Here is a 20,262-nt window from a genome sequence, read left to right on the forward strand (position 1 = left end):
CCTGTCGTTATTCCACGTTCTGCACTTGCTCTCGCATCTGATCAATTACGGCTTTCAACTCAAGCCCTACCGAGGTCAGTTCGGCGCTTTGCGCCTTGGAGCATAAGGTATTTGTCTCGCGATTGAATTCCTGCATCAGAAAATCCAGCTTGCGCCCCACGGCCACATCCTGTGCCAGCAAGTCACGCGCGGCCGTGACATGGGTTCTGAGGCGGTCGATTTCCTCGGTCACATCCGCTTTGACCGCGATCAGCGCCAGTTCTTGCGCGACCCGGTCCGGATCTGCGCTTTGTGCGTTTTCCAGCACGCGGGCCAGATTTTCGCGTAAGGCATCGGCCATCTTGTCCTTGCGCTGTTCGGCCAGCGCGGCGGCCTGATCGGTGAAAGCTGCCACCTGATCCAGCTGGCTGTCTAGAACCTTGGCCAGCGCTTGCCCCTCGGCCTCGCGCATGGCGATGAACTCGGCCAGAACGGTCGCAAATTCGGTGCTGAGTTGCTTTACCAGAGCGGTCGGATCATCCACATCGGCCCCTGCATCCAGCATGCCTTTTAGCGCCACCAAATCGGCAGCGCTTGGCGTTGCAAGTGCTACGCTAGCTTCCTCCGCCATCTGCTGGGTGCGCTTCACCGCCGCCAGGGCTGCGGCCATGGCCGTTTCGTTCAACACGATCTCAGGCGCGGATTCGTCCCGGTTCAAGCGCAGCGACAAGGTGACATTCCCCCGGCTCAGCGCCTTGGACATCTGCCCCCGCAGTGCCGCCTCCAGCCCGGTCAGCCAATCGGGGACGCGAATGCGCATGTCCAACCCCTTGCCGTTGACGCTGCGCAGCTCCCACGTCCAGCTATGTGGCCCCAAAGTGCCTTTGCCCGAGGCAAACCCAGTCATGGATCTGATCATAGCCGACCTTTCCTTTTAGCCCGTGGCCCTGTTCCGTCAGCACCTAAAGCCAACCACCAGCGCAGGGCAAGAGTTTGCTGAGTTTGTCGCATCCAGCACCCGGTTAACCATTCATTAAAGAATTCCTCCAAAATTGTATTGACCCGTGTCAATCTGGTCGCTGTCGGGGGTGGTCAGCCGGTGATGTCCCCGATATGTGGCATTTTATGAAAATGACGGTCGATTGACGCTAGGGTGATGAAAATGAAGACGTTTTTCGGGAACAGTTCCGGGTCAAACTTTGGAAAGATCGTCGCAATGGATCGTTTTGACAGTGGGCGCAGCCTGTCCCCCATCCGGCAGGCTGAGGCATATTGGACAGCGTTGCTGACGGGCGACGGTGTGCCCATGCGGTCGCAGATTGATCCGCGCGGACTCGAGAATATTCTGGAATACACCTTCATCCTGGAACGCATCGCACCCGGTCTGGCAAGGTTTCGCCTTGCGGGCAGCCATCTGAACAACCTGGCAGGTATGGAGGTACGCGGAATGCCTCTGACAGCGTTTTTCGAACCCGGTGCGCGGACTCAAATCACCGACGTATTGGAAGAAGTCTTTGCCAAGCCCGCGATTGCGGAGCTTGGGTTGATCTCGTCCGGCGCACTGGGTCGCACCCGAATGCAGGCACGGATGATCCTGCTGCCTTTGAAAAGCGATCTGGGTGATGTCAGCCGCATTCTGGGCGTGATGGTCAGCGACGGTGTGATCGGTGCAACCCCACGGCGCTTTGACGTCTCGGATCAGAAACTGCGCCCCGTCTCAGATGTTCAGGCCCCTCAAAAACCGGCACGGCCGTCTGAGGTTGGTTTTGCCGAGGATCAGACAGATTTCAAACGTCCGGGATCGCATCTGCGACTGGTCGTGTCGCGCGACGACTGAGTTCGGAACCCGATGTTATTTTAAAACCGGCAACCAGATCGTCTTGCCGGTTTTTTTGTCTCGCCCAACCTCGCGCTCGAACCGGCCATCGGCGCGCATACGGGTTCTTGGATTCTCGATCGGGTCGAGATACTGCAAGTAAGGCGTCAGGCAGTAGAAACTCTGTGACGCCTTACGAGAATGCCGACGGCGCAAACGTGCCCAAAGGAAGCTCAGCCCAAACAACTTGGCCCCTTTTGGGTTCGCGTAAAGAAGCGCGCCGCCTTAGCCAACCGCGCGTTTGGTGCGGTTACGGCGCAGGTTCGTCAGTTCTTCGGCCACAAGGAACGCCAGTTCCAGCGATTGCGACGCGTTCAATCGCGGGTCGCAAGCGGTGTGGTAGCGGTCCGAGAGGTCCTCTTCCGTCACTGCGCGCACGCCGCCAGTGCATTCGGTGACGTCCAGACCGGTCATCTCGAAATGCACACCGCCGGGGACGGTGCCCTCGGCCTGATGGACGCCAAAGAAGTCGCGGACTTCGCGCAGGACCGAATCGAATGGGCGGGTCTTGTAACCCGTGGCCGACTTGATCGTGTTGCCGTGCATCGGGTCGCAGACCCAGGTCACATTGGCACCCTCTTCCTTGACGGCCTTCACCAAGCGCGGCAGATGCTCACCCGCTTTGCCTGCACCAAACCGCGCAATTAGGGTCAGGCGACCCTCTTCGTTTTCGGGGTTCAGCTTGGACATCAGAACCTTGAGGTCTTCGGCAGTCGTGGTCGGACCGCATTTCAGACCGATCGGGTTCTGTACGCCCCGGCAGAATTCAACATGCGCGCCGTCGGGCTGACGGGTACGGTCGCCGATCCAGATCATGTGACCCGAGCCAGCCAGCCAGTTGCCAGAGGTCGAATCCAGACGGGTCAGCGCCTCTTCGTATTCCAGCAGCAGCCCTTCGTGGCTGGTGTAGAATTCGACGGTCGAGAACTCGTGCGTGGTGTCGGCGGTGATTCCGGCAGCATCCATAAAGTCGATCGTGTCCTGAATGCGGTCGGCGATCTCGGAATATTTTTGAACGTCCTGCTCATCCGTGAAGCCCAACGTCCAGGAATGCACGCGGGTCATATCCGCAAAACCACCGGTCGAGAACGCACGCAGCAGGTTCAGCGTGGCCGCCGCCTGCGTGTAGGCTTGCAGCATCTTGGACGGATTCGGAATGCGGGCCTCGGGAGTGAAGGCCAACTCGTTGATGATATCACCACGGTAGCTGGGCAGTTCCACACCATCCACCACTTCGGTCGGGGCACTGCGCGGTTTGGCGAACTGACCAGCCATACGGCCAACTTTGACCACCGGCACCTTGGCACCGTAAGTCAGAACCATCGCCATCTGCAGCATTACCTTGAACGTGTCACGGATCGCATCCGCGCTGAATTGTTCAAAGCTTTCAGCACAGTCGCCGCCTTGAAGCAGGAACGCCTCACCCCGTCCAGCCGCAGCCAGGTGCTGTTTCAACCGCCGTGCCTCGCCCGCAAAAACCAGCGGGGGATACTGGGCAAGCTGGGCCTCGACCTTGGCCAGCGCGGCCGCGTCGGTATAATCTGGCATCTGAACTCGGGGCTTGTTGCGCCAGTTCGTTTTTTGCCACTCGGTCATAGCTTTGATCTCCGCTGAAGTATTCAGGTCGTCTCTATACAAAATGCGTGACAGAGTGACCATATCCCAATTGCGCCCCCTTGACGTCGTAAACAAGCTTTGATCATGGTGGTTTTAATACGTGCCGCCGGACCTATCGTCCCCTGGCGGCGAATCAAGGACACCTCGCCATGCAAGAGCAACGCCAAGTTGTCACGGTGCAAGACACTGCGGCCAACCCTAAGAATTTCGTGTTTGTCCTTTTGGACAAGTTCTCTTTGCTGTCTTTTGCGTCGGCACTGGACAGCCTGCGCATCGCCAATCGTATGGCCGATAAAGAGCTGTACACCTGGACCTTTGCCGGTGAAGGCGGTGACACCGTTACATGTTCGGCTGGGGCCAACTTCAAACTTGATTCCGATCTCGTTGAACTTCAGCGCGATGCCGTGATCCTGATTTGCGGCGGCGTAGATGTTCAGAACGCCACCACCAAGAAGGTGCTGAATTGGGTACGACGCGAGGCGCGGCGGGGATTGAAAATTGGCGGGTTGTGTACAGCAGCCTTCACTCTGGCCAAGGCTGGTTTGATGGATGGCAAACGCGCGACAATCCACTGGGAGAATTCGGACAGCTTCATCGAGGAATTCGATGAGGTCGAACTGACGAAATCCGTGTTTCAGATCGACGGTAACCGGATGACGACGGCGGGCGGGACTTCGTCCATCGACCTTATGTTGAAGATCATCGCGGATGACTATGGTGAAGATCTGGCGAATGCAGTAGCGGATCAGATGATCTATTCGTCGATCCGCACCGATCAGGACACGCAGCGCCTGTCGACCCCCACCCGGATCGGGGTTCGGCATCCAAAGCTCAGCCAGGTCATCCTGATGATGGAAAAAAACATCGAAGAGCCGATCTCGCCCTCGATTCTGGCCAAGGATGTCGGCATGTCCACGCGCCAGCTGGAACGGCTGTTCCGGCGCTACCTGAGCCGCTCACCCAAGCGGTATTACATGGAGCTGCGGCTGCACAAGGCGCGAAACCTGCTGATGCAGACCGATATGAGCGTGATCAACGTGGCGCTGGCCTGTGGCTTTGCCAGCCCGTCGCATTTCTCGAAATGCTACCGCGCCCATTACAACACCACGCCATATCGCGAGCGAGGCGCTCAAGGCGGGAAACTGTCTGTTTAACCCGGTGTCATCCGGTAAACCGCGCCCTGCCCGACAGAGATAAACCAGATCGCCCCGTCCGGCGCTTCCACAATATCGCGGACTCGTTCGGTCGCTGAACCCTCGATCTTTTCGACCTCGGTCAGGGGCGATCCTGCGAGACGGGCAATAAAGTCAAACTTCAGGGAGCCAACGAGTATATCGCCGGCCCATTGCGGCCATAGCTTGCCGGAATAAACCAACAGACCCGAGGGTGCGATGGACGGGTCCCAATAGAATTTCGGTTGTTCAAGCCCATCTTTGAATGTGCCCTCGCCAATCTTCTTACCCGAATAGTGACGACCGTACGAAATGATCGGCCAGCCGTAATTCCGTCCGGGTTGGATCAGGTTCACCTCATCCCCGCCGCGCGCGCCGTGTTCTGCGGTCCACAAGCGGCCCTGGGCGTCTAAACCGGCCCCCTGTGGGTTGCGATGGCCATAGGACCAGATTTCGGGCCGAACATCCGGCTTCCCTACAAACGGGTTATTCGCAGGAACTGTTCCGTCACGGTTCACGCGGATCACTGAACCTATAGGGTTGGACGTTTCCTGCGCTTGGGGACGGTCGCCGCGATCCCCAATAGTGACAAATAAAGTGCCGTCGTTGGCCTCGACCACACGCGAACCGAAATGCCGACCACCGGACCCTCCGGGAACGGCTTCGAAGAGGACCCGCAGATTGGTCAGCCGATCCCCGCTTTCAGACAGCCGCGCCACGGCTAGGGCGGTACCGGCCCCACCCCGTTGAGGCTTTGAGAAGGTCAGAAAAATCTCCCGGCTTTGCGTGAAATCACGGGCGATTGTCACATCCAGCAACCCACCCTGTCCGTTTGCCGCAACCTTTGGGACACCGCGCACCTTCTTTGCCTTGCCATCCGAGACATGCAGCAACTCTCCATCCCGTTCTGTCACAAGAAACGATCCGTCAGGCATAATTCCGACGGCCCACGGCGTATCCAGCCCCTGAACCATCGGCTCAACCTGCACTGAGCCCGAAGGGGTGCTTAAGACCTCAGCACGCAGCGGGACGCTTAGCAGCGTCAAAAGAAGAAGCGCAAATGCTCGGACCATCATTTTTCCCTTCAAAATCACTGCGTCAGCCCTATGAGACCAAATAGCTTTCCTTTGCGCAAAAACACGTTTGCGTTAGGACTTTTCTTTTCCGAGCAGCTTGCCTAGGGTCGTGACCAGAACGAATACGTTCACAATAGGGAGTAACCATATGAAAAAGCTGCTTACTGCAACTGCGGCATCCGCTCTGCTGGCTGGTCCGGCTCTGGCCGAAGATATCACGCTGGGCGTCCTGTTCGGCTTCACCGGCCCGATTGAATCACTGGCCCCGGCGATGGGTTCAGGTGCGGAACTGGCAATGGCCGAAGTCACCGAATCCGGCAAGCTGCTGGACGGCACCAAAGTCAGCGCGTCCCGCGCCGATACTGGTTGTATCGACAATGGCCTGGCGACCTCGAACGGAGAGCGTATGATCGCAGATGGCGTTGCTGGCATCATTGGCGGCGACTGCTCGGGTGTGACCGGCGCGATCCTGCAGAACGTCGCTATTCCAAACGGCATGGTGATGATTTCGCCATCGGCGACTTCGCCCGGCCTGTCGACCATGGAAGACAACGGCCTGTTCTTCCGCACCGCGCCGTCGGATGCGCGTGAAGGTCAGGTGATGGCGGACATCCTGAATGACCGTGGCATCAGCTCGATTGCACTGACCTACACCAACAACGATTACGGTAAGGGTTTGGCAGACGCGATCCAGTCCTCGTTTGAGGCGTCAGGTGGCGAAGTGACCATCGTTGCCGCACACGAAGACGGCAAGGCCGACTACTCGGCCGAAGTGGGCGCGCTGGCCTCGGCCGGTGGCGACATTCTGGTTGTCGCGGGTTATCTCGACCAAGGTGGTCTGGGTATCATCCAGTCGGCACTGGACAGCGGTGCGTTTGACACGTTCGGTCTGCCCGGCGGCATGATCGGTGACTCGCTTCCCAACAATGTTGGCCCCGACCTGAACGGCTCGTTCGGTCAGATCGCCGGTTCGGGTGGCGAGGGCGCCGAGAAGTACTTTGCGATGGCTGAAGCCGCCGGTTTCGACGGTTCGTCGCCTTATTCGCCGGAAGCCTATGACGCAGCTGCGCTGTTCATGCTGGCCATGCAGGCCGCAGGCTCGACCAGCCCCGCCGATTACGGCAGCAAGATCATGGACGTCGCCAACGCACCGGGTGAAAAGATCTACCCAGGTGAGCTGGCCAAGGGTCTGGAACTGCTGGCCGCAGGTCAGGACATCGACTATGTCGGCGCGTCCGGCGTTGAGCTGATCGGCCCCGGCGAAAGCGCGGGTTCGTACCGCGAGATCGAAGTGACCGACGGCGAGAACAAAACCGTCAACTTCCGTTGATCCAAGGTTAACAGTCATAAAAACAAGCAGCCCGGGCCTTGTGTCCGGGCTGTTTCAATGACAAAAGCCCGCACCATTCGTACAGGGATGTGGCAATAACGCCGGAAAACGGCGGCTAGGGGAAAAGATGATCGTCGTCGAAGACGTGCACAAGCATTTCGGCGGGTTTCATGCGGTGGACGGGGCATCGCTGGAAATCCAAAAGGGCTCGATCACCGGTCTGATCGGACCGAACGGGGCCGGAAAAACCACTCTGTTCAATGTGATCGCGGGCGTGTTGCCGCCGACCAGCGGCAAGGTGTTCATGGATGGTGAAGACATCACCGGCCTGCCCCCGCATGAGCTGTTTCACAAGGGTCTGCTGCGCACTTTCCAGATCGCGCATGAGTTCTCTTCGATGTCCTGCCGCGAAAACCTGATGATGGTGCCCGGCGCGCAATCGGGTGAATCGCTTTGGAACACGTGGTTCGGGCGCAAACGGATTGCCGATGAAGAACGTGCACTGAAGGCCAAGGCCGATGAAGTACTGGAGTTCCTGACCATCGAACATCTGGCTGATCACAAGGCCGGTCAGGTCTCGGGCGGGCAGAAGAAACTGCTGGAACTGGGCCGCACCATGATGGTCGACGCCAAAATCGTGTTTCTGGACGAGGTTGGCGCGGGTGTGAACCGCACTTTGCTGATGACCATCGCTGACACCATCCTGCGCCTGAACAAGGAACGCGGCTATACTTTCGTGGTCATCGAGCATGACATGGATTTCATCGGCAAGATCTGTGATCCGGTCATCTGTATGGCCGAGGGCAAGGTGCTGGCCGAAGGCACTCTGGAGCAGATCAAGGCCAATGAGCAGGTGATCGAAGCTTATCTGGGCACCGGCCTCAAGAACAAAGACAAGCTGGAGGCCCAAACATGACCGCTGGCATGAGTGATAACCCTTATCACGACGACAAGGGCAACAAGGACGCCTCGATCACCAACCCAAAGGGCATGGGCACCATGACCCCCGCCCGTCGCAAAAGCGGTGAAACGCATAAAGTCGAGGGCGGCCCCTTCCTGATCGGCGACACTATGACAGGCGGTTACGGCAAGGGCCCCGACATCCTGCACGATTGCACCATAGCCGTCGACAAGGGTGAAATCGCGGTGATCGTCGGCCCGAATGGTGCTGGTAAGTCGACCGCAATGAAGGCCGTGTTCGGGATGTTGGACGTGCGGTCGGGTGCGGTGCGACTGGACGGAGAAGATATCACCGCGCTCACCCCGCAGGATCGCGTGATGCGCGGTATGGGCTTTGTGCCTCAAACCTCGAACATCTTCACGTCAATGACGGTAGAAGAGAACCTTGAGATGGGCGCCTTCATCCGACGCGACGATATTTCGGGAACGATGGAGCAGGTCTATGACCTCTTCCCCATCCTGCGCGACAAGCGCAATCAGGCGGCCGGAGAGCTATCGGGCGGTCAACGCCAACAGGTCGCCGTGGGCCGCGCGCTGATGACCCAGCCCAAGGTGCTGATGCTGGACGAGCCGACCGCCGGTGTCTCGCCCATCGTGATGGATGAGCTGTTCGACCGGATCATCGAGGTTTCCCGCACCGGATTGCCAATCCTGATGGTCGAACAGAACGCCCGTCAGGCACTGGAGATCGCGGACAAGGGATACGTGCTGGTTCAAGGGCGGAATGCCTATACCGGCACGGGCAAGGAATTACTGGCCGATCCAGAAGTGCGTAAGAGTTTCTTGGGGGGGTGAGGATGTTTCTGAAGTTCAACCCGGTTGCTCCGATAGCAATTCTGTTTACGGCAAACACAGTCGCTTTTGCCGATCAGGCTCAAAACCTATCTTCTCTGTTTTCCTGTAAGTTCGGACCTGAGTGTACCAGAGACAATCAGGACTGCAAAAAATACGATATCTGGATGATCGTCAGACACTACAAATCTGAGGATCAGTATAAATTGTTCGACGCTCTAAATTCTCACGAACAAGAAGCAGAATTTGGCGAAATAGGGGAGCTGCTCGTTTTCGATTCAATGTCTTCAGGAGGCGGTGCCATGTGGCGCATGGATGATCTTCCAACGCGTTACACTTGCTATAGCCATGATGGCGCCTGCACGGTGATAAACTAATGGACTTCCTCAACGCCCTTGTGGCGCTCTCCAACTTCGTTCTTGTTCCCGCAATCGCCTATGGCAGCCAGTTGGCGCTGGGTGCTCTGGGGGTGACACTGATCTATGGCATCCTGCGGTTCTCGAACTTTGCCCATGGCGACACGATGGCCTTTGGCGCGATGATCGCCGTTCTGGTCACGTGGGGTCTGCAAGCCGCAGGGGTCAGTTTCGGGCCGCTGCCCACCGCTCTGCTGGCCCTGCCCTTTGCTATTCTGGGCTGTATCGTTCTGGTGCTGGTCACGGACAGACTGGTTTACAGGTTCTACCGCGAACAAAAGGCCAAGCCGGTCATTCTGGTGATCGTGTCGATGGGTGTGATGTTCATTATGAACGGGATCGTACGGTTCATCATCGGCCCGGATGACCAGCGCTTCTCGGACGGAGAGCGTTTCATCGTCTCGGCGCGCGACTTCAAAGCGATGACCGGCTTGCGTGAGGGGTTGGCGATCAAGACCTCTCAGGGCATCACCGTAATTGTGGCCGTTGTCGCCGTTGCGCTGCTGTTCTGGTTCCTGAACAAAACGCGCACCGGCAAGTCGATGCGGGCCTACTCTGATAACGAGGATCTGGCCCTACTGTCCGGCATCAACCCGGAACGCGTGGTGATGATCACATGGATCATCGTTGCCGCGCTGGCGACCACGGCGGGCGTGCTCTATGGCCTCGACAAAAGCTTCAAGCCCTTCGTCTATTTCCAGCTTCTGCTGCCGATCTTTGCCTCGGCCATCGTGGGCGGGCTTGGCAATCCGCTGGGGGCCATTGCGGGTGGCTTCATCATCGCCTTTTCCGAGGTGACCATCACCTACGCGTGGAAAAAGGTACTGACCTATCTGGCCCCTGAAAACCTTGAGCCCTCTGGCCTGGTCCAATTTCTGTCCACTGATTACAAATTCGCCGTCAGCTTCGTGATCCTGCTGATTGTGCTTCTGTTTAAACCCACGGGCCTGTTCAAGGGGAAAGCGGTATGACCGAGACTGTCAAGAATACGCTGCTTTTCGTTGCCGTCGGCAGCCTAATCCTGCTGACCGGGTTCACGCAAAGCTGGAACGCGGCGATCCTGATCCTGAACATGGGGCTGATCTCGGCCATCATGTCCATCGGGGTGAACCTGCAATGGGGCTTTGCGGGCCTTTTCAACGTCGGCGTCATGGGCTTTGTCGCGCTAGGCGGGCTGGCGGTTGTACTGGTCTCGACGCCGCCGACGCCGGGCGCGTGGACCGGCGGGGGCTTTGGCGTCATCCTCGCGCTGCTTCTGGGCGCCGCGACGGTTGTAGCCGCTGTGATCACCGCGCAGAAGATGCCCAAAGGGCGGGTGCAAACCTTGGCGATCATCGGCATTCTGATCGTCGGATTCTTTGTCTACCGAGCCATTTTCGACCCCAACGTCGCCGCGATAGAGGCCATTGACCCTGCGGTCGCGGGTAATATCGGAGGCCTGAACCTGCCCGTTCTGCTTGCTTGGCCCGCCGGAGGTCTGCTGGCTGCTGGTGCGGCGTGGCTGATCGGGAAAACCGCGCTGGGTCTGCGTTCGGATTATCTGGCGATTGCGACGCTGGGTATTGCCGAAATCATCATCGCCATCATGAAAAACGAAGACTGGCTGGCCCGCGGCGTCAAGAATGTCTACGGCATCCCGCGCCCTGCGCCTGTGGTCGGCTATGAGGTCGAGTTGCAAGCAGATCCCGGATTCATCGCCCGCGCCGAATGGCTGGGTCTTGATCCCGTCACGGCCTCGACGCTTTCGGTCAAGCTGGGCTATTCGCTGCTGTTCACCATAGTGCTGCTGGTCCTGCTTTGGATGGCACAGATGGCATTGAAAAGCCCATGGGGACGGATGATGCGCGCCATTCGCGACAATGAAGTTGCGGCCGAGGCGATGGGCAAGGACGTCACCCGCCGCCATTTGCAGATCTTCGTTTTGGGTTCCGCGATCTGCGGTATTGCGGGCGCGATGATGACCACACTGGACGGGCAGCTGACGCCGGGCACCTACAATCCGCTGCGCTTTACCTTCCTCGTCTGGGTGATGGTGATCGTCGGCGGCTCAGGCAACAATTTCGGCGCGGTTCTGGGCGCGTTCCTGATCTGGTTCCTGTGGGTCCAGGTCGAGCCGATGGGCCTTTGGCTGATGAACCTGATTACTTCAACCATGCCCGAAGGCAGCGCATTGAAGGCGCATCTGATCGACAGCGCTGCCCATATGCGCCTGTTCACCATGGGTTTGATACTGTTGATCGTCCTCAGGTTCAGCCCACGCGGATTGATACCAGAAAAGTAACAGTTATCTCAAAAGCGACGAAACCGTGCCTCTTTTCAGGCGCGGTTTCTTGATCTAAGCGCACTGTCCGTCTAGACGGGGTACAACCAGTTTGGCATTGGCCGAAATCCCACGCGTTTACGGGAATTTAGAAAATCCGTAGAATGATGCGACCACCCTGTTGAGTATAAAAGAGTTCACATGACTTCGACGCTGACCAAATCACTGCTGCTGCTTCCTCTGATCGCCGGATTGGCAGCTTGCGTTCCAAGCCCGGAAGATTTTGAAACCACACCGGTCAAAGTCCAAACTCCGAAGGGTGAAGTTACGTGCCAACTGTACCGCCCTGATCGCGTCATTTGGGACCGCGCGATTGATTTCCCGGCCACCAAAATGACGGTCCCCGAGGCGGACGCCTATTGCAAGCAAGAAGGCCAGCGCCGCCTTAAGGGATAAGCCCGTCGCCGGAGCGGTCCGCGACTGTCCCCGGCCCTACCTGCTTTTGAACAACCCGCCCAGAATGCCGCGCACGATGCGGCGGCCTGTTGTTCCTTTGAGTTCTTTGATGACCGCCTCGCTCATGGCGGAGGCAAAGCTGTCCTTCTTGCGCATCACGCGTGAGGATGACCGCCCAACCCGGCTGCCGGAATATCTGCGTGCCGTTGCGAATTCCCGCTCGGCCACGGATTGGGTTTCGATTTCTTCCTCGGCCTTTTCTGCCGCCTGAGCGGCCGCATCTGCGCGGGTCTGAAGGATTTCAAAGGCCGATTTTCTGTCCTTCAGCTCTCGGTACTTCGCCTCCATCGACGAAGCGGCAACAATGGCTTGACGCTCAGCCTTCGTGATTGGCCCCAACTGAGACCCCGGCGGACGAATCAAAGTCCGCTCGACCACGCCAGGTACGCCCTTTTTCTCCAGCATCGAAGTGACCGCCTCGCCTACGCCGACCTCGCGGATCGCGGCTTCGGTATCGAAAGCGGGGTTCTCTCGGTAGGTCTCCGCCGCCAGACGCAAGTTCTTGCGGTCGCGCGCGGTGAAGGCCCGCAGCGCATGTTGAACCCGGTTGCCCAATTGGCCCAGAATATCTTCGGGTATGTCGGCGGGGTTCTGGGAAATGAAATACACCCCCACGCCCTTGGACCGGATCAGGCGTGCGACTTGTTCCACCTTGTCCACCAAAACCTTGGGTGCATCTTCGAACAGAAGATGCGCTTCGTCGAAAAAGAATACCAGTTTAGGCTTGTCGGGGTCGCCCACCTCGGGCAGTTCTTCGAACAATTCGCTGAGCAGCCACAGCAGGAACGTCGCATAAAGCCGGGGCGACCCCATCAGCTTGTCCGAGGCGAGGATGTTCACGACTCCCTGCCCTTGCGCGTCGGTGTGCATAAGATCAGCCAGTTCCAGTGCGGGTTCACCAAACAGGTTCGCGCCGCCCTGATTTTCTAGCACCAGCAGCCGCCGTTGGATCGCACCAATCGAAGATGTCGAGACATTGCCAAACCGTAATGAAAGCTGGCCTCGGTTCTCTCCCACCCAAACCAGCAGCGATTGCAGGTCCTTGAGGTCAAGCAGTGGCATCCCTTCGTCATCAGCCACACGGAAGGCAATGTTCAGGATACCTTCCTGCGCCTCGCTGAGGTCCATCAAGCGCGATAACAGCAGCGGACCCATCTCGGTTACAGTGGTGCGGACGGGATGACCCTGCTCTCCGAACAAATCCCAGAACGTGACCGGACAAGCGCCATAGCTATAGTCCGAAAACCCGATTGTCTGGGCGCGATCCTGAAACGCCTGATGAAGTTTGTGCGCTGCGCTGCCCGCCTTGGCCAACCCCGAAAGATCGCCCTTAACATCCGACAAAAATACGGGCACCCCGGCCTGCGAGAAACCCTCTGCCAGAATTTGCAGAGTCACTGTTTTTCCGGTCCCGGTCGCACCTGCGATCAGCCCGTGGCGGTTGGCGTATTTCAGCGTCAGGTTTTCCGGTTCGCTGTAGCCATCCCCGGCTCCGCCCAAAAAGATATTGTTTTGCATATGAAATTTGCCCCAATTTCCACCGGTCTGAGGGCAGCATACAAATTTAACAAATAACTGCGATAGTCTATTCGCCGCCTGTAACCAAACCGGAAGGAGGCGGCAGACTTCCTCCCTGTCGACTGGCCGCGCCTTTGGGCGCGGCTTTTTTCACGAAAACCGCCGAAGTGATCAATTTTTCAGGTTAGCAGTTGACCGCCGCGATTCCCTTTCGTAACGTCTGCCCATAACTAAGTCGGCCAGTCCGACGGGGAGAAAATTATAGAAAAGGGAGCCGCTCCACCGGCTCCCTTTTTTTGTTGCTCCAACGATAGTTTTCATCTGTGGACAGGCAAAAATCCGATCACATCAACGCATTTTCTTGGCATAGTGCCTGACACCCTGCCGGAACAATGTTAGACCGTGCAAAAAGCGTATCCACAGAACCGAGGCGTTCATGATCAAGAAACTTCTCACTCTCAATGTTGTTGCCGCCATGCTTTGGGCCGGGGCGGTCGCGGCGCAGGAAAATCAAGCCGACACTACAACTGCTCCGCAGACTCAGGCTGGTGCGGATTTGGATCTTGGCGAGGAAGGACCACGCGTAGGTAGCCGCTACATCAAAGAAGAGCACGGTGATTGGATGATCTCGTGTGTGAAGACTGAAGCAGGTGAAGATCCCTGTTTCCTCCGCCAAATTCTGGCCGGTGACCAGGGGCAACCCATTGCCGACATCACTATTCAGAATCTGCCCGAGGGCTCTCCCGCTGCCGCCCGAGCAACGGTTGTAGTTCCGCTTGAAATCCTGTTGCAGGCACAGCTTGCTCTGTCCATCGACGGCGCACCTGGCAAGCGGTACAACTATCACCATTGCAACCCGGTCGGATGCCTCGCACAGCTTGGGTTCACTCAAGGTGACATTGACGCAATGAAAGCAGGAACAACGGCAACGCTGTCGTTGGTGTCTTTGTTGGCACCGACTCAGTTGTTGGAAATGGAAGTGTCGCTGGCCGGATTCACCGCTGGTTTTGATACGCTTGAGCCAGCGCAAAACTAACCGAACCGCCGGAGCGCGCTGTCAAAAGACAGCGCGTTCCTTTTAGACTTGCCTTAGAGCAAGAACAGCATTCAGGCCACCAAAGGCGAACGCATTGCTCAGCGCGACTTCTACCTTGGCTTTGCGGGCTTCGTTCGGAACCACATCCAAAGCGCATTCCGGGTCAGGTTCCTCATAGCCGATCGTAGGCGCAATCACGCCGTCACGCAGTGCCATAATGCAGGCCAACAGTTCTACCGCGCCGGTACCGCCGATCAGGTGTCCATGCATGGATTTGGTGGACGATATCATCAGATCATCCGCATGCGGACCAAAGACATCCGCCACAGCCGCGCATTCGGTCTTGTCATTGGCCGCCGTGCCGGTTCCGTGCGCGTTGATATAGCCCACCTGATCGGCATTGATCCCACCATCCGCCAAAGCGCCCGAAATTGCCCGAGCCGCGCCTTGTTTGCTGGGCATCACGATATCTGCGGCGTCCGAAGTCATGGCAAACCCCACCACTTCACACAGGATCTCGGCCCCACGCGCGCGGGCGTGTTCGTATTCTTCAAAGACAAAAACACCTGCGCCTTCGCCCTGAACCATACCGTTGCGGTTTGCGCTGAACGGACGGCAGGCGTCTTTGGACATGACCCGCAGCCCTTCCCACGCCTTGACGCCGCCAAAGCACAGCATGGATTCCGCTCCACCCGTCAGCATCGCCGGGGCCGCGCCGCTGCGCACCATCTGGAACGCCAGCGCCATCGCGTGATTTGACGAGGCACAGGCGGTCGAGACCGTAAAGCTGGGCCCTTTGAGGTTATGTTCCATAGATACGTGGCTGGCGGCCGCGTTGTTCATCAGCTTGGGCACGACAAAGGGGTGAACCCGGTTCTTGCCGCCCTCATAGACTGAGCGGTAATTGTCATCCCAGGTCGACACGCCGCCACCGGCTGTTCCCAAAACAACGCCTGAGCGCGCCGCTAGGTCGCCATGAAATTCGATCCCAGACTGTTCGATTGCTTCCTTTGCCGCCGTCAGGGTGAACTGCGTAAACCGGTCATACAGCGTCATCTGTTGGCGGTTGAAGCGGCCCTCGGCCTCGAACCCGCGCACCTGACCGCCGATCTTGATGGCAAGGCGCTCGACATCTCGAAAATCAAGTTCAGAGATTCCGCAGCGCCCTTCGCGCATCGCTTCAAGCGTCGCCGGAACGGAGTGGCCCAAAGAGTTGATCGTGCCCGCACCGGTAATTACAACGCGTTTCATGATCCTGCGTCAGACCTTTTCCGACACGAGCTTTTCGATACCGGCGATGATCGCGGCAACATTTGAGATGTCAAAATCGCTGGCTGTCGGTTCGTTGGCATTGAACGGGACCGAGATGTCGAACTCTTCCTCGATGGCGAAGATGCTTTCGACCAACCCAAGGCTGTCGATCCCCAGATCTTCGAGCGTACTTTCGGGCGTCACATCCGAAGGGTCCAGCACGGCCTGTTCGGCGATGATGGCGATGACGCGATCGGTGATGCTCATGTCGATCCTCTGATTATCCCGTTGAGGGTGATTTAATCACTCGACGACTGTTTGAAAACAGCCTTTTTCAACGCCTCTACGTCACGGGCCATGCGCGGCAGGCGGCGTTGGGCTTTGTAAATGTCCGTATGGGATTCCATTTTGATACCCGGATAGCCCATGATGACACGGCCTGCCGGCACATTGGACAGAATCTTTGTGCCGCCACCCGAGATCACGCCATCGCCAATAAAAATATTGTCGACCACACCGGTCTGACCGCCCAAAACAACGTTGTTTCCAATCTCGACCGAGCCTGACACACCGGTTTGTCCGCACAGCAAGCAATCACGCCCCACGCGTGTGTTGTGGCCCACATGGACCAGATTATCCAATTTCGAGCCGTCGCCGATCCGGGTATTGCGGATCGTACCATTGTCGACAGTGCAGTTAGCGCCAACTTCGACATCATCACCGATCTCGACCGCGCCAAGTGAGTGGATGCGCAACCAGCTTTGGGCCCGTGCGTCGCCCTTGTCGCCCATGGTCTTGCGCACGTTTTCGACGTCCGACACCTCGGGCGTGACAAAGCTGAATCCGTCGCCGCCGATACGCGCGCCGGGTTGAGCAATAAAGCGGTCTCCGATCTGTGCGCGGGCACCGATGCTAACCATTTCGCGCAGCACGGCGTTCTGACCCAGAACTGCATCCATCCCGACCACACAATGCGCCCCGATAACCGACCTCGCGCCGATTTTCGCCCGAGCGCCGATCACCGCCAATGGGCCGATCGAGACGTCTTCGCTGATCTCTGCCGTTGGGTCGACAACGGCTGACGGGTGAATGCCGGGCGCAATCCCCTGCCCCCGGTCCAGCATCGTGGTGATCCCCGCCATTGCCATCCGTGGACGCGGAACAAAGATCGCGGCCTGCAACCCCATGGCCTGCCAATCCGCACCTTCCCACAACACGGCCGCGCGGGCCGCGCCGTTGCCCAAAGCCTCGGCATATTTGGGGGACATTGCCATCGCCAGATCATCAGGACCTGCATCCGCCGGTTCCGCTGCGCGCGCGATGATCAGGCTGACATCGCCCTGACATTCCGCGCCAAGGGCATCGGCAATCTGCTGAATGGTATAGTGCATGTCGGGTTCCCCGGATTAAGGCCTAATCCGGTGATTACCCCTGAACGTCCGGCAGGACCACCCCCGCTTTCTGCAAAGCGTCCCAGATTTTTTGATCTCGGCTGTAGACGTCACGGCGATACTGAACCTCGCCTTTGGGGCCGATATAGGCTGTGCGATAGATCAAATGCACCGGGACGTGCTGTTTCAGAGGCACCGTGGTTTCCTTGCCGGTTGCCAGAACCCGCTGGAAAAACGCCCTTGGGTCTTCCTCCTGCTTGGCCAGCAACGCAAAGGCGAACTCAAAGGGTTGCGCCAGCCGGATACAGCCATGCGAAAACGCCCGCGACTCGCGCGCGAACAGAGATTTCTGGGGCGTATCATGCAGATAGATATTGTACTGGTTGGGGAACATGAACTTCACCAACCCCAACGCATTGCTTTTGCTGGGCGGCTGACGCATCGCAAACGGGAAGTTGCGCGCGGTGAATTGGGTAAAGTCCACTGCGCCCCGGTCAATCTGCCGCCCACTGCGGTCAGTGATATGTATATGGTTCACCGCATTCGGGTTCGATTGCAGCTGCGGCAGGTATTCTTTTGTGATGATCGAGCGTGGTACATACCAACTAGGGTTGATGACCATATGCTCCATCTCATCCGAGAATTCCGGGCTGCGGCGATCGTGAACGTTCTTTCCAATGACCGCACGCGTTTCAAACGTCACCAAGCCATCATCAACGATCTTGGCCGAGAAATCAGCCTGATTGACCAGAATATGCCGCTCGCCCCGCTCGCGCGGCAACCAGCGTTCCCGCTCCAGCGCCACGTAAACCGCCCGCAGCCTGTCTGAGGCTGAGCGGTTCAGTTCAGTAATCGTCCCCTGCCCCGCGACCCCGTCCGAGGCTAATCCGTGCGCAGTTTGAAAGTCCTTCACAGCGGCAAGCATCGCGTCATCAAAGCGCGGGCTGGCGGTGGGTTTCAGATAACCCATGGCAACCAACCGGTTGCGCAGCTTGATCACATTGGGACCGGTATCACCAAGTTCCAGCTTGTCCTGAGGCACAGTCGCACCCCATCCGCCCTGATCGATCAAAGCTTTCAAGGACACTTTCTGCTTCATCAATGCCCGATACTGGGCGGTCTGCGGCGCAAGTTGATCAAAATAGGCCGCGTTCTCGGACACGACCCCTTGCAAATGATCCACGGTCGAGCGGCGCTGTACCTTGCGCACCAACCCCTCATCGATATCCGCAGGCCGGAGCGCTCCGGAATAAAGGTCATTTGCATATGCGATAAAGGCCCGGCTCAGCGCCATTTCGACAGCGCCCAGATCCCGGACCGAACGGGCCTCTTGCATCTTGGTCAACAGCGCCTCGACGTTATAGGCATCGGGCAGGCCGTGCATATGGGCAGTGGCCAACGCCTGAATCAGGCTCGCACGACGCGTCGCATGTTCTGGCGTCTCACCCACCCAAATCGGTGTAAACCCGTTCGCGCGGTAAAAATCAGCAATCTCCGACCCGGACGGCGCAGATTCGGCCACGGCCATCTGAAAGGCAGTGGCAGGTTTGTCGGGAGTGTTGGCCACGCCGGTCGTTGCCGCCAAGCAAGCAGCAAGAGCGAGAACACTGGATGCACGAAAAAATGCTCGCATGGGATAACCTTTATTCTTCAACACTCTACGCGCGCCTGTATCCACGCCGAACAAATATGCTGGCCGGTCGACGAGCTTGTCCATTCACAAATACATCACATCGATGCTTCTTTACCCGCCTGATGCGCGTTTGCATCGACCACAGTCCCGCTCACCCTTGGCGCCTGAAAATTATACGCATTTGTGTCATCTGCGCAAAAAACTGCCGAAAATTCCCGCTTGAAAAGATGAATATGAAAGACTTCTTGGCTGGATTTTGCGTCTGTGCCATAAAACCCGTACTTGGGATGGGAAAAAATTAAGAACGCGCACGTAACATCGTGTGCAGGCAGGAACAGTACGGGACGAACATAAAATGACGACGAGCAGTTCCTCGGGTATGACCCGGCGGGCCCTATTGGGCGCATTTGCGGCAACGGCAGTGGTTGCAGCACCAACATATTCCAACGCAGCAGGTTTCCTCCGCGGCGGCGGCGACATTCGCCGTATCCGGATGTATTCCGGGCGCACCGGCGAGCGTATCGATATGATATATTGGGTCGATGGAAAATACATCAAGGACGCTGTCAAAGAAGTGAACCACTTCATGCGTGACTGGCGGACGGACCAAGTCAAGGACATGGACCTGCGCACCATCGACATCATGGCTGCCTCACATAATCTGCTGGACGTTGACGAACCCTACACGCTGCTGTCTGGCTACCGCTCACCTCAGACCAACGCGATGCTTCGGTCCCGGTCGCGCCGCGTGGCCAAGAACTCACTTCATATGAAGGGTCAGGCCGCTGACCTGCGCTTGTCGTCCCGGTCAGTCTCGCAGATGGCCAAGGCCGCCATATCCTGCCGTGCGGGCGGGGTGGGCAAATACTATCGCTCGAATTTCGTGCACATGGATTGCGGCGATATCCGTAGTTGGGGCGGGTAAGCACCAACATACAAAACCAACCCGTATTCTCGACCGCCGGCCCCCAAGACCCGGCGGTTTTTTTGTGCGCGCGTCCCCTATCCAGATTCAATCGACCCAGAGCGCGAACAGGAAAATTCAAAGGAAAATGGCGCACCTGAGAGGATTCGAACCTCTGGCCTCTGCCTTCGGAGGGCAGGTTATAGGCACCTGCCGTTCGATTAGGGTCGTTTAACCATTTGTTATTAATAACTATCGGGTCCAGTCGGGTTTAAGCGAACCTAGGCGGATTGTTTGTAAAGTTCACAAATTTGTATGTAAACGCGAAAAAGGAGGCCCGCCGGGCAAGACCCTATAGGTAAATGTTGAAAGAGGCTGAGAGTTCAGCCTCTTTCCTTTTGTGCTCAGAATGAGAAGTTCGAAAATTGGCGCTAATTATCAGACGTTCGATTTTGGTGCAGCGAAGGACCGCTTCGAGCTGATGTCGTTGAAAAACTCTTCCTTGATTGAGAGGCAAGCTGCTGATTCAATTCTC

At 57.7% G+C, this 20,262-nt stretch carries 19 protein-coding genes; 11 read left to right on the forward strand and 8 right to left on the reverse strand.

The window, feature by feature from the left end; all coding sequences use genetic code 11:
- Positions 1-7 precede the first annotated feature (7 nt).
- Positions 8-898 carry a YicC/YloC family endoribonuclease gene (locus tag GOV80_RS18015; protein ID WP_170786779.1) on the reverse strand — a complete coding sequence of 297 codons (891 nt, stop codon included), beginning with the start codon at positions 896-898 and terminating at the stop codon, positions 8-10.
- A gap of 243 nt (positions 899-1,141) precedes the next feature.
- Here GOV80_RS18015 and GOV80_RS18020 point away from each other — a divergent pair, with 243 nt between their 5' ends.
- Positions 1,142-1,816 (forward strand): PAS domain-containing protein, encoded by a 675-nt coding sequence (locus GOV80_RS18020; protein WP_170786782.1) that lies wholly within the window; start codon positions 1,142-1,144, stop codon positions 1,814-1,816.
- A 264-nt stretch (positions 1,817-2,080) separates the two neighbouring features.
- On the opposite strand, the gene GOV80_RS18025 is transcribed toward GOV80_RS18020, so the two are convergent.
- Positions 2,081-3,451, reverse strand: coding sequence for a class II 3-deoxy-7-phosphoheptulonate synthase (locus GOV80_RS18025; protein ID WP_170786784.1), 1,371 nt, complete (start codon positions 3,449-3,451; stop codon positions 2,081-2,083).
- Between the two features lie 170 nt (positions 3,452-3,621).
- Here GOV80_RS18025 and GOV80_RS18030 point away from each other — a divergent pair, with 170 nt between their 5' ends.
- Positions 3,622-4,626: a GlxA family transcriptional regulator gene (locus tag GOV80_RS18030; protein WP_170786786.1), complete on the forward strand. Its 1,005-nt coding sequence runs from the start codon at positions 3,622-3,624 to the stop codon at positions 4,624-4,626.
- On the opposite strand, the gene GOV80_RS18035 is transcribed toward GOV80_RS18030, so the two are convergent.
- Positions 4,623-5,717 carry a PQQ-dependent sugar dehydrogenase gene (locus tag GOV80_RS18035; RefSeq protein WP_170786815.1) on the reverse strand — a complete coding sequence of 365 codons (1,095 nt, stop codon included), beginning with the start codon at positions 5,715-5,717 and terminating at the stop codon, positions 4,623-4,625. The two genes, GOV80_RS18030 and GOV80_RS18035, sit on opposite strands and share 4 nt — an antisense overlap.
- Positions 5,718-5,868: 151 nt before the next feature.
- On the opposite strand from GOV80_RS18035, the gene GOV80_RS18040 reads away from it, so the two are divergent.
- The 7 genes from GOV80_RS18040 (at position 5,869) to GOV80_RS18070 (ending at position 11,934) form a co-directional block, all read left to right on the forward strand.
- Positions 5,869-7,050: an ABC transporter substrate-binding protein gene (locus tag GOV80_RS18040; RefSeq protein ID WP_170769768.1), complete on the forward strand. Its 1,182-nt coding sequence runs from the start codon at positions 5,869-5,871 to the stop codon at positions 7,048-7,050.
- Positions 7,051-7,177: 127 nt separating this feature from the next.
- Positions 7,178-7,966 carry an ABC transporter ATP-binding protein gene (locus GOV80_RS18045; RefSeq protein WP_170786791.1) on the forward strand — a complete coding sequence of 263 codons (789 nt, stop codon included), beginning with the start codon at positions 7,178-7,180 and terminating at the stop codon, positions 7,964-7,966.
- An 8-nt stretch (positions 7,967-7,974) separates the two neighbouring features.
- Complete coding sequence (locus GOV80_RS18050; protein WP_170786816.1) at positions 7,975-8,805, forward strand: ABC transporter ATP-binding protein; 831 nt, start codon at positions 7,975-7,977, stop codon at positions 8,803-8,805.
- A gap of 2 nt (positions 8,806-8,807) precedes the next feature.
- Positions 8,808-9,179, forward strand: coding sequence for a hypothetical protein (locus tag GOV80_RS18055; RefSeq protein WP_170786793.1), 372 nt, complete (start codon positions 8,808-8,810; stop codon positions 9,177-9,179).
- Positions 9,179-10,189 (forward strand): branched-chain amino acid ABC transporter permease, encoded by a 1,011-nt coding sequence (locus GOV80_RS18060; protein ID WP_170786795.1) that lies wholly within the window; start codon positions 9,179-9,181, stop codon positions 10,187-10,189. The genes GOV80_RS18055 and GOV80_RS18060 overlap by 1 nt, the downstream gene beginning before the upstream one ends.
- Positions 10,186-11,499 carry a branched-chain amino acid ABC transporter permease gene (locus GOV80_RS18065; protein WP_170786798.1) on the forward strand — a complete coding sequence of 438 codons (1,314 nt, stop codon included), beginning with the start codon at positions 10,186-10,188 and terminating at the stop codon, positions 11,497-11,499. The genes GOV80_RS18060 and GOV80_RS18065 overlap by 4 nt, the downstream gene beginning before the upstream one ends.
- 180 nt (positions 11,500-11,679) lie before the next feature.
- Positions 11,680-11,934, forward strand: a complete 255-nt coding sequence (locus tag GOV80_RS18070) for a hypothetical protein (RefSeq protein WP_170769773.1) — start codon at positions 11,680-11,682, stop codon at positions 11,932-11,934.
- A gap of 36 nt (positions 11,935-11,970) precedes the next feature.
- Here the strand turns inward: GOV80_RS18070 and GOV80_RS18075 are convergent, their stop codons facing one another.
- On the reverse strand, positions 11,971-13,512 hold the full coding sequence (locus tag GOV80_RS18075) for a helicase HerA-like domain-containing protein (protein WP_170769774.1): 1,542 nt from the start codon (positions 13,510-13,512) through the stop codon (positions 11,971-11,973).
- A gap of 436 nt (positions 13,513-13,948) precedes the next feature.
- On the opposite strand from GOV80_RS18075, the gene GOV80_RS18080 reads away from it, so the two are divergent.
- Positions 13,949-14,548 carry an invasion associated locus B family protein gene (locus tag GOV80_RS18080; RefSeq protein WP_170769775.1) on the forward strand — a complete coding sequence of 200 codons (600 nt, stop codon included), beginning with the start codon at positions 13,949-13,951 and terminating at the stop codon, positions 14,546-14,548.
- Between the two features lie 42 nt (positions 14,549-14,590).
- On the opposite strand, the gene GOV80_RS18085 is transcribed toward GOV80_RS18080, so the two are convergent.
- Genes GOV80_RS18085 through GOV80_RS18100 form a run of 4 tightly spaced genes read right to left on the reverse strand, consistent with a single transcriptional unit; the run spans position 14,591 to position 18,823 of the window.
- Entirely contained in the window at positions 14,591-15,799 is a 1,209-nt protein-coding gene (locus GOV80_RS18085; protein WP_170786800.1) for a beta-ketoacyl-[acyl-carrier-protein] synthase family protein, read from the reverse strand.
- Positions 15,800-15,808: 9 nt separating this feature from the next.
- Positions 15,809-16,066, reverse strand: a complete 258-nt coding sequence (locus GOV80_RS18090; protein ID WP_170786803.1) for an acyl carrier protein — start codon at positions 16,064-16,066, stop codon at positions 15,809-15,811.
- A gap of 32 nt (positions 16,067-16,098) precedes the next feature.
- Positions 16,099-17,190, reverse strand: a complete 1,092-nt coding sequence (gene lpxD, locus GOV80_RS18095; RefSeq protein ID WP_170786804.1) for a UDP-3-O-(3-hydroxymyristoyl)glucosamine N-acyltransferase — start codon at positions 17,188-17,190, stop codon at positions 16,099-16,101.
- A 34-nt stretch (positions 17,191-17,224) separates the two neighbouring features.
- Positions 17,225-18,823, reverse strand: a complete 1,599-nt coding sequence (locus GOV80_RS18100) for a L,D-transpeptidase family protein (RefSeq protein WP_170786806.1) — start codon at positions 18,821-18,823, stop codon at positions 17,225-17,227.
- A gap of 355 nt (positions 18,824-19,178) precedes the next feature.
- Here GOV80_RS18100 and mepK point away from each other — a divergent pair, with 355 nt between their 5' ends.
- Positions 19,179-19,748 carry a peptidoglycan L,D-endopeptidase MepK gene (gene mepK, locus GOV80_RS18105; protein WP_170786808.1) on the forward strand — a complete coding sequence of 190 codons (570 nt, stop codon included), beginning with the start codon at positions 19,179-19,181 and terminating at the stop codon, positions 19,746-19,748.
- Positions 19,749-20,262: the final 514 nt, after the last annotated feature.

This window comes from Ruegeria lacuscaerulensis (assembly GCF_013034685.1).
In the GTDB taxonomy this organism is placed as follows: domain Bacteria; phylum Pseudomonadota; class Alphaproteobacteria; order Rhodobacterales; family Rhodobacteraceae; genus Ruegeria; species Ruegeria lacuscaerulensis_B.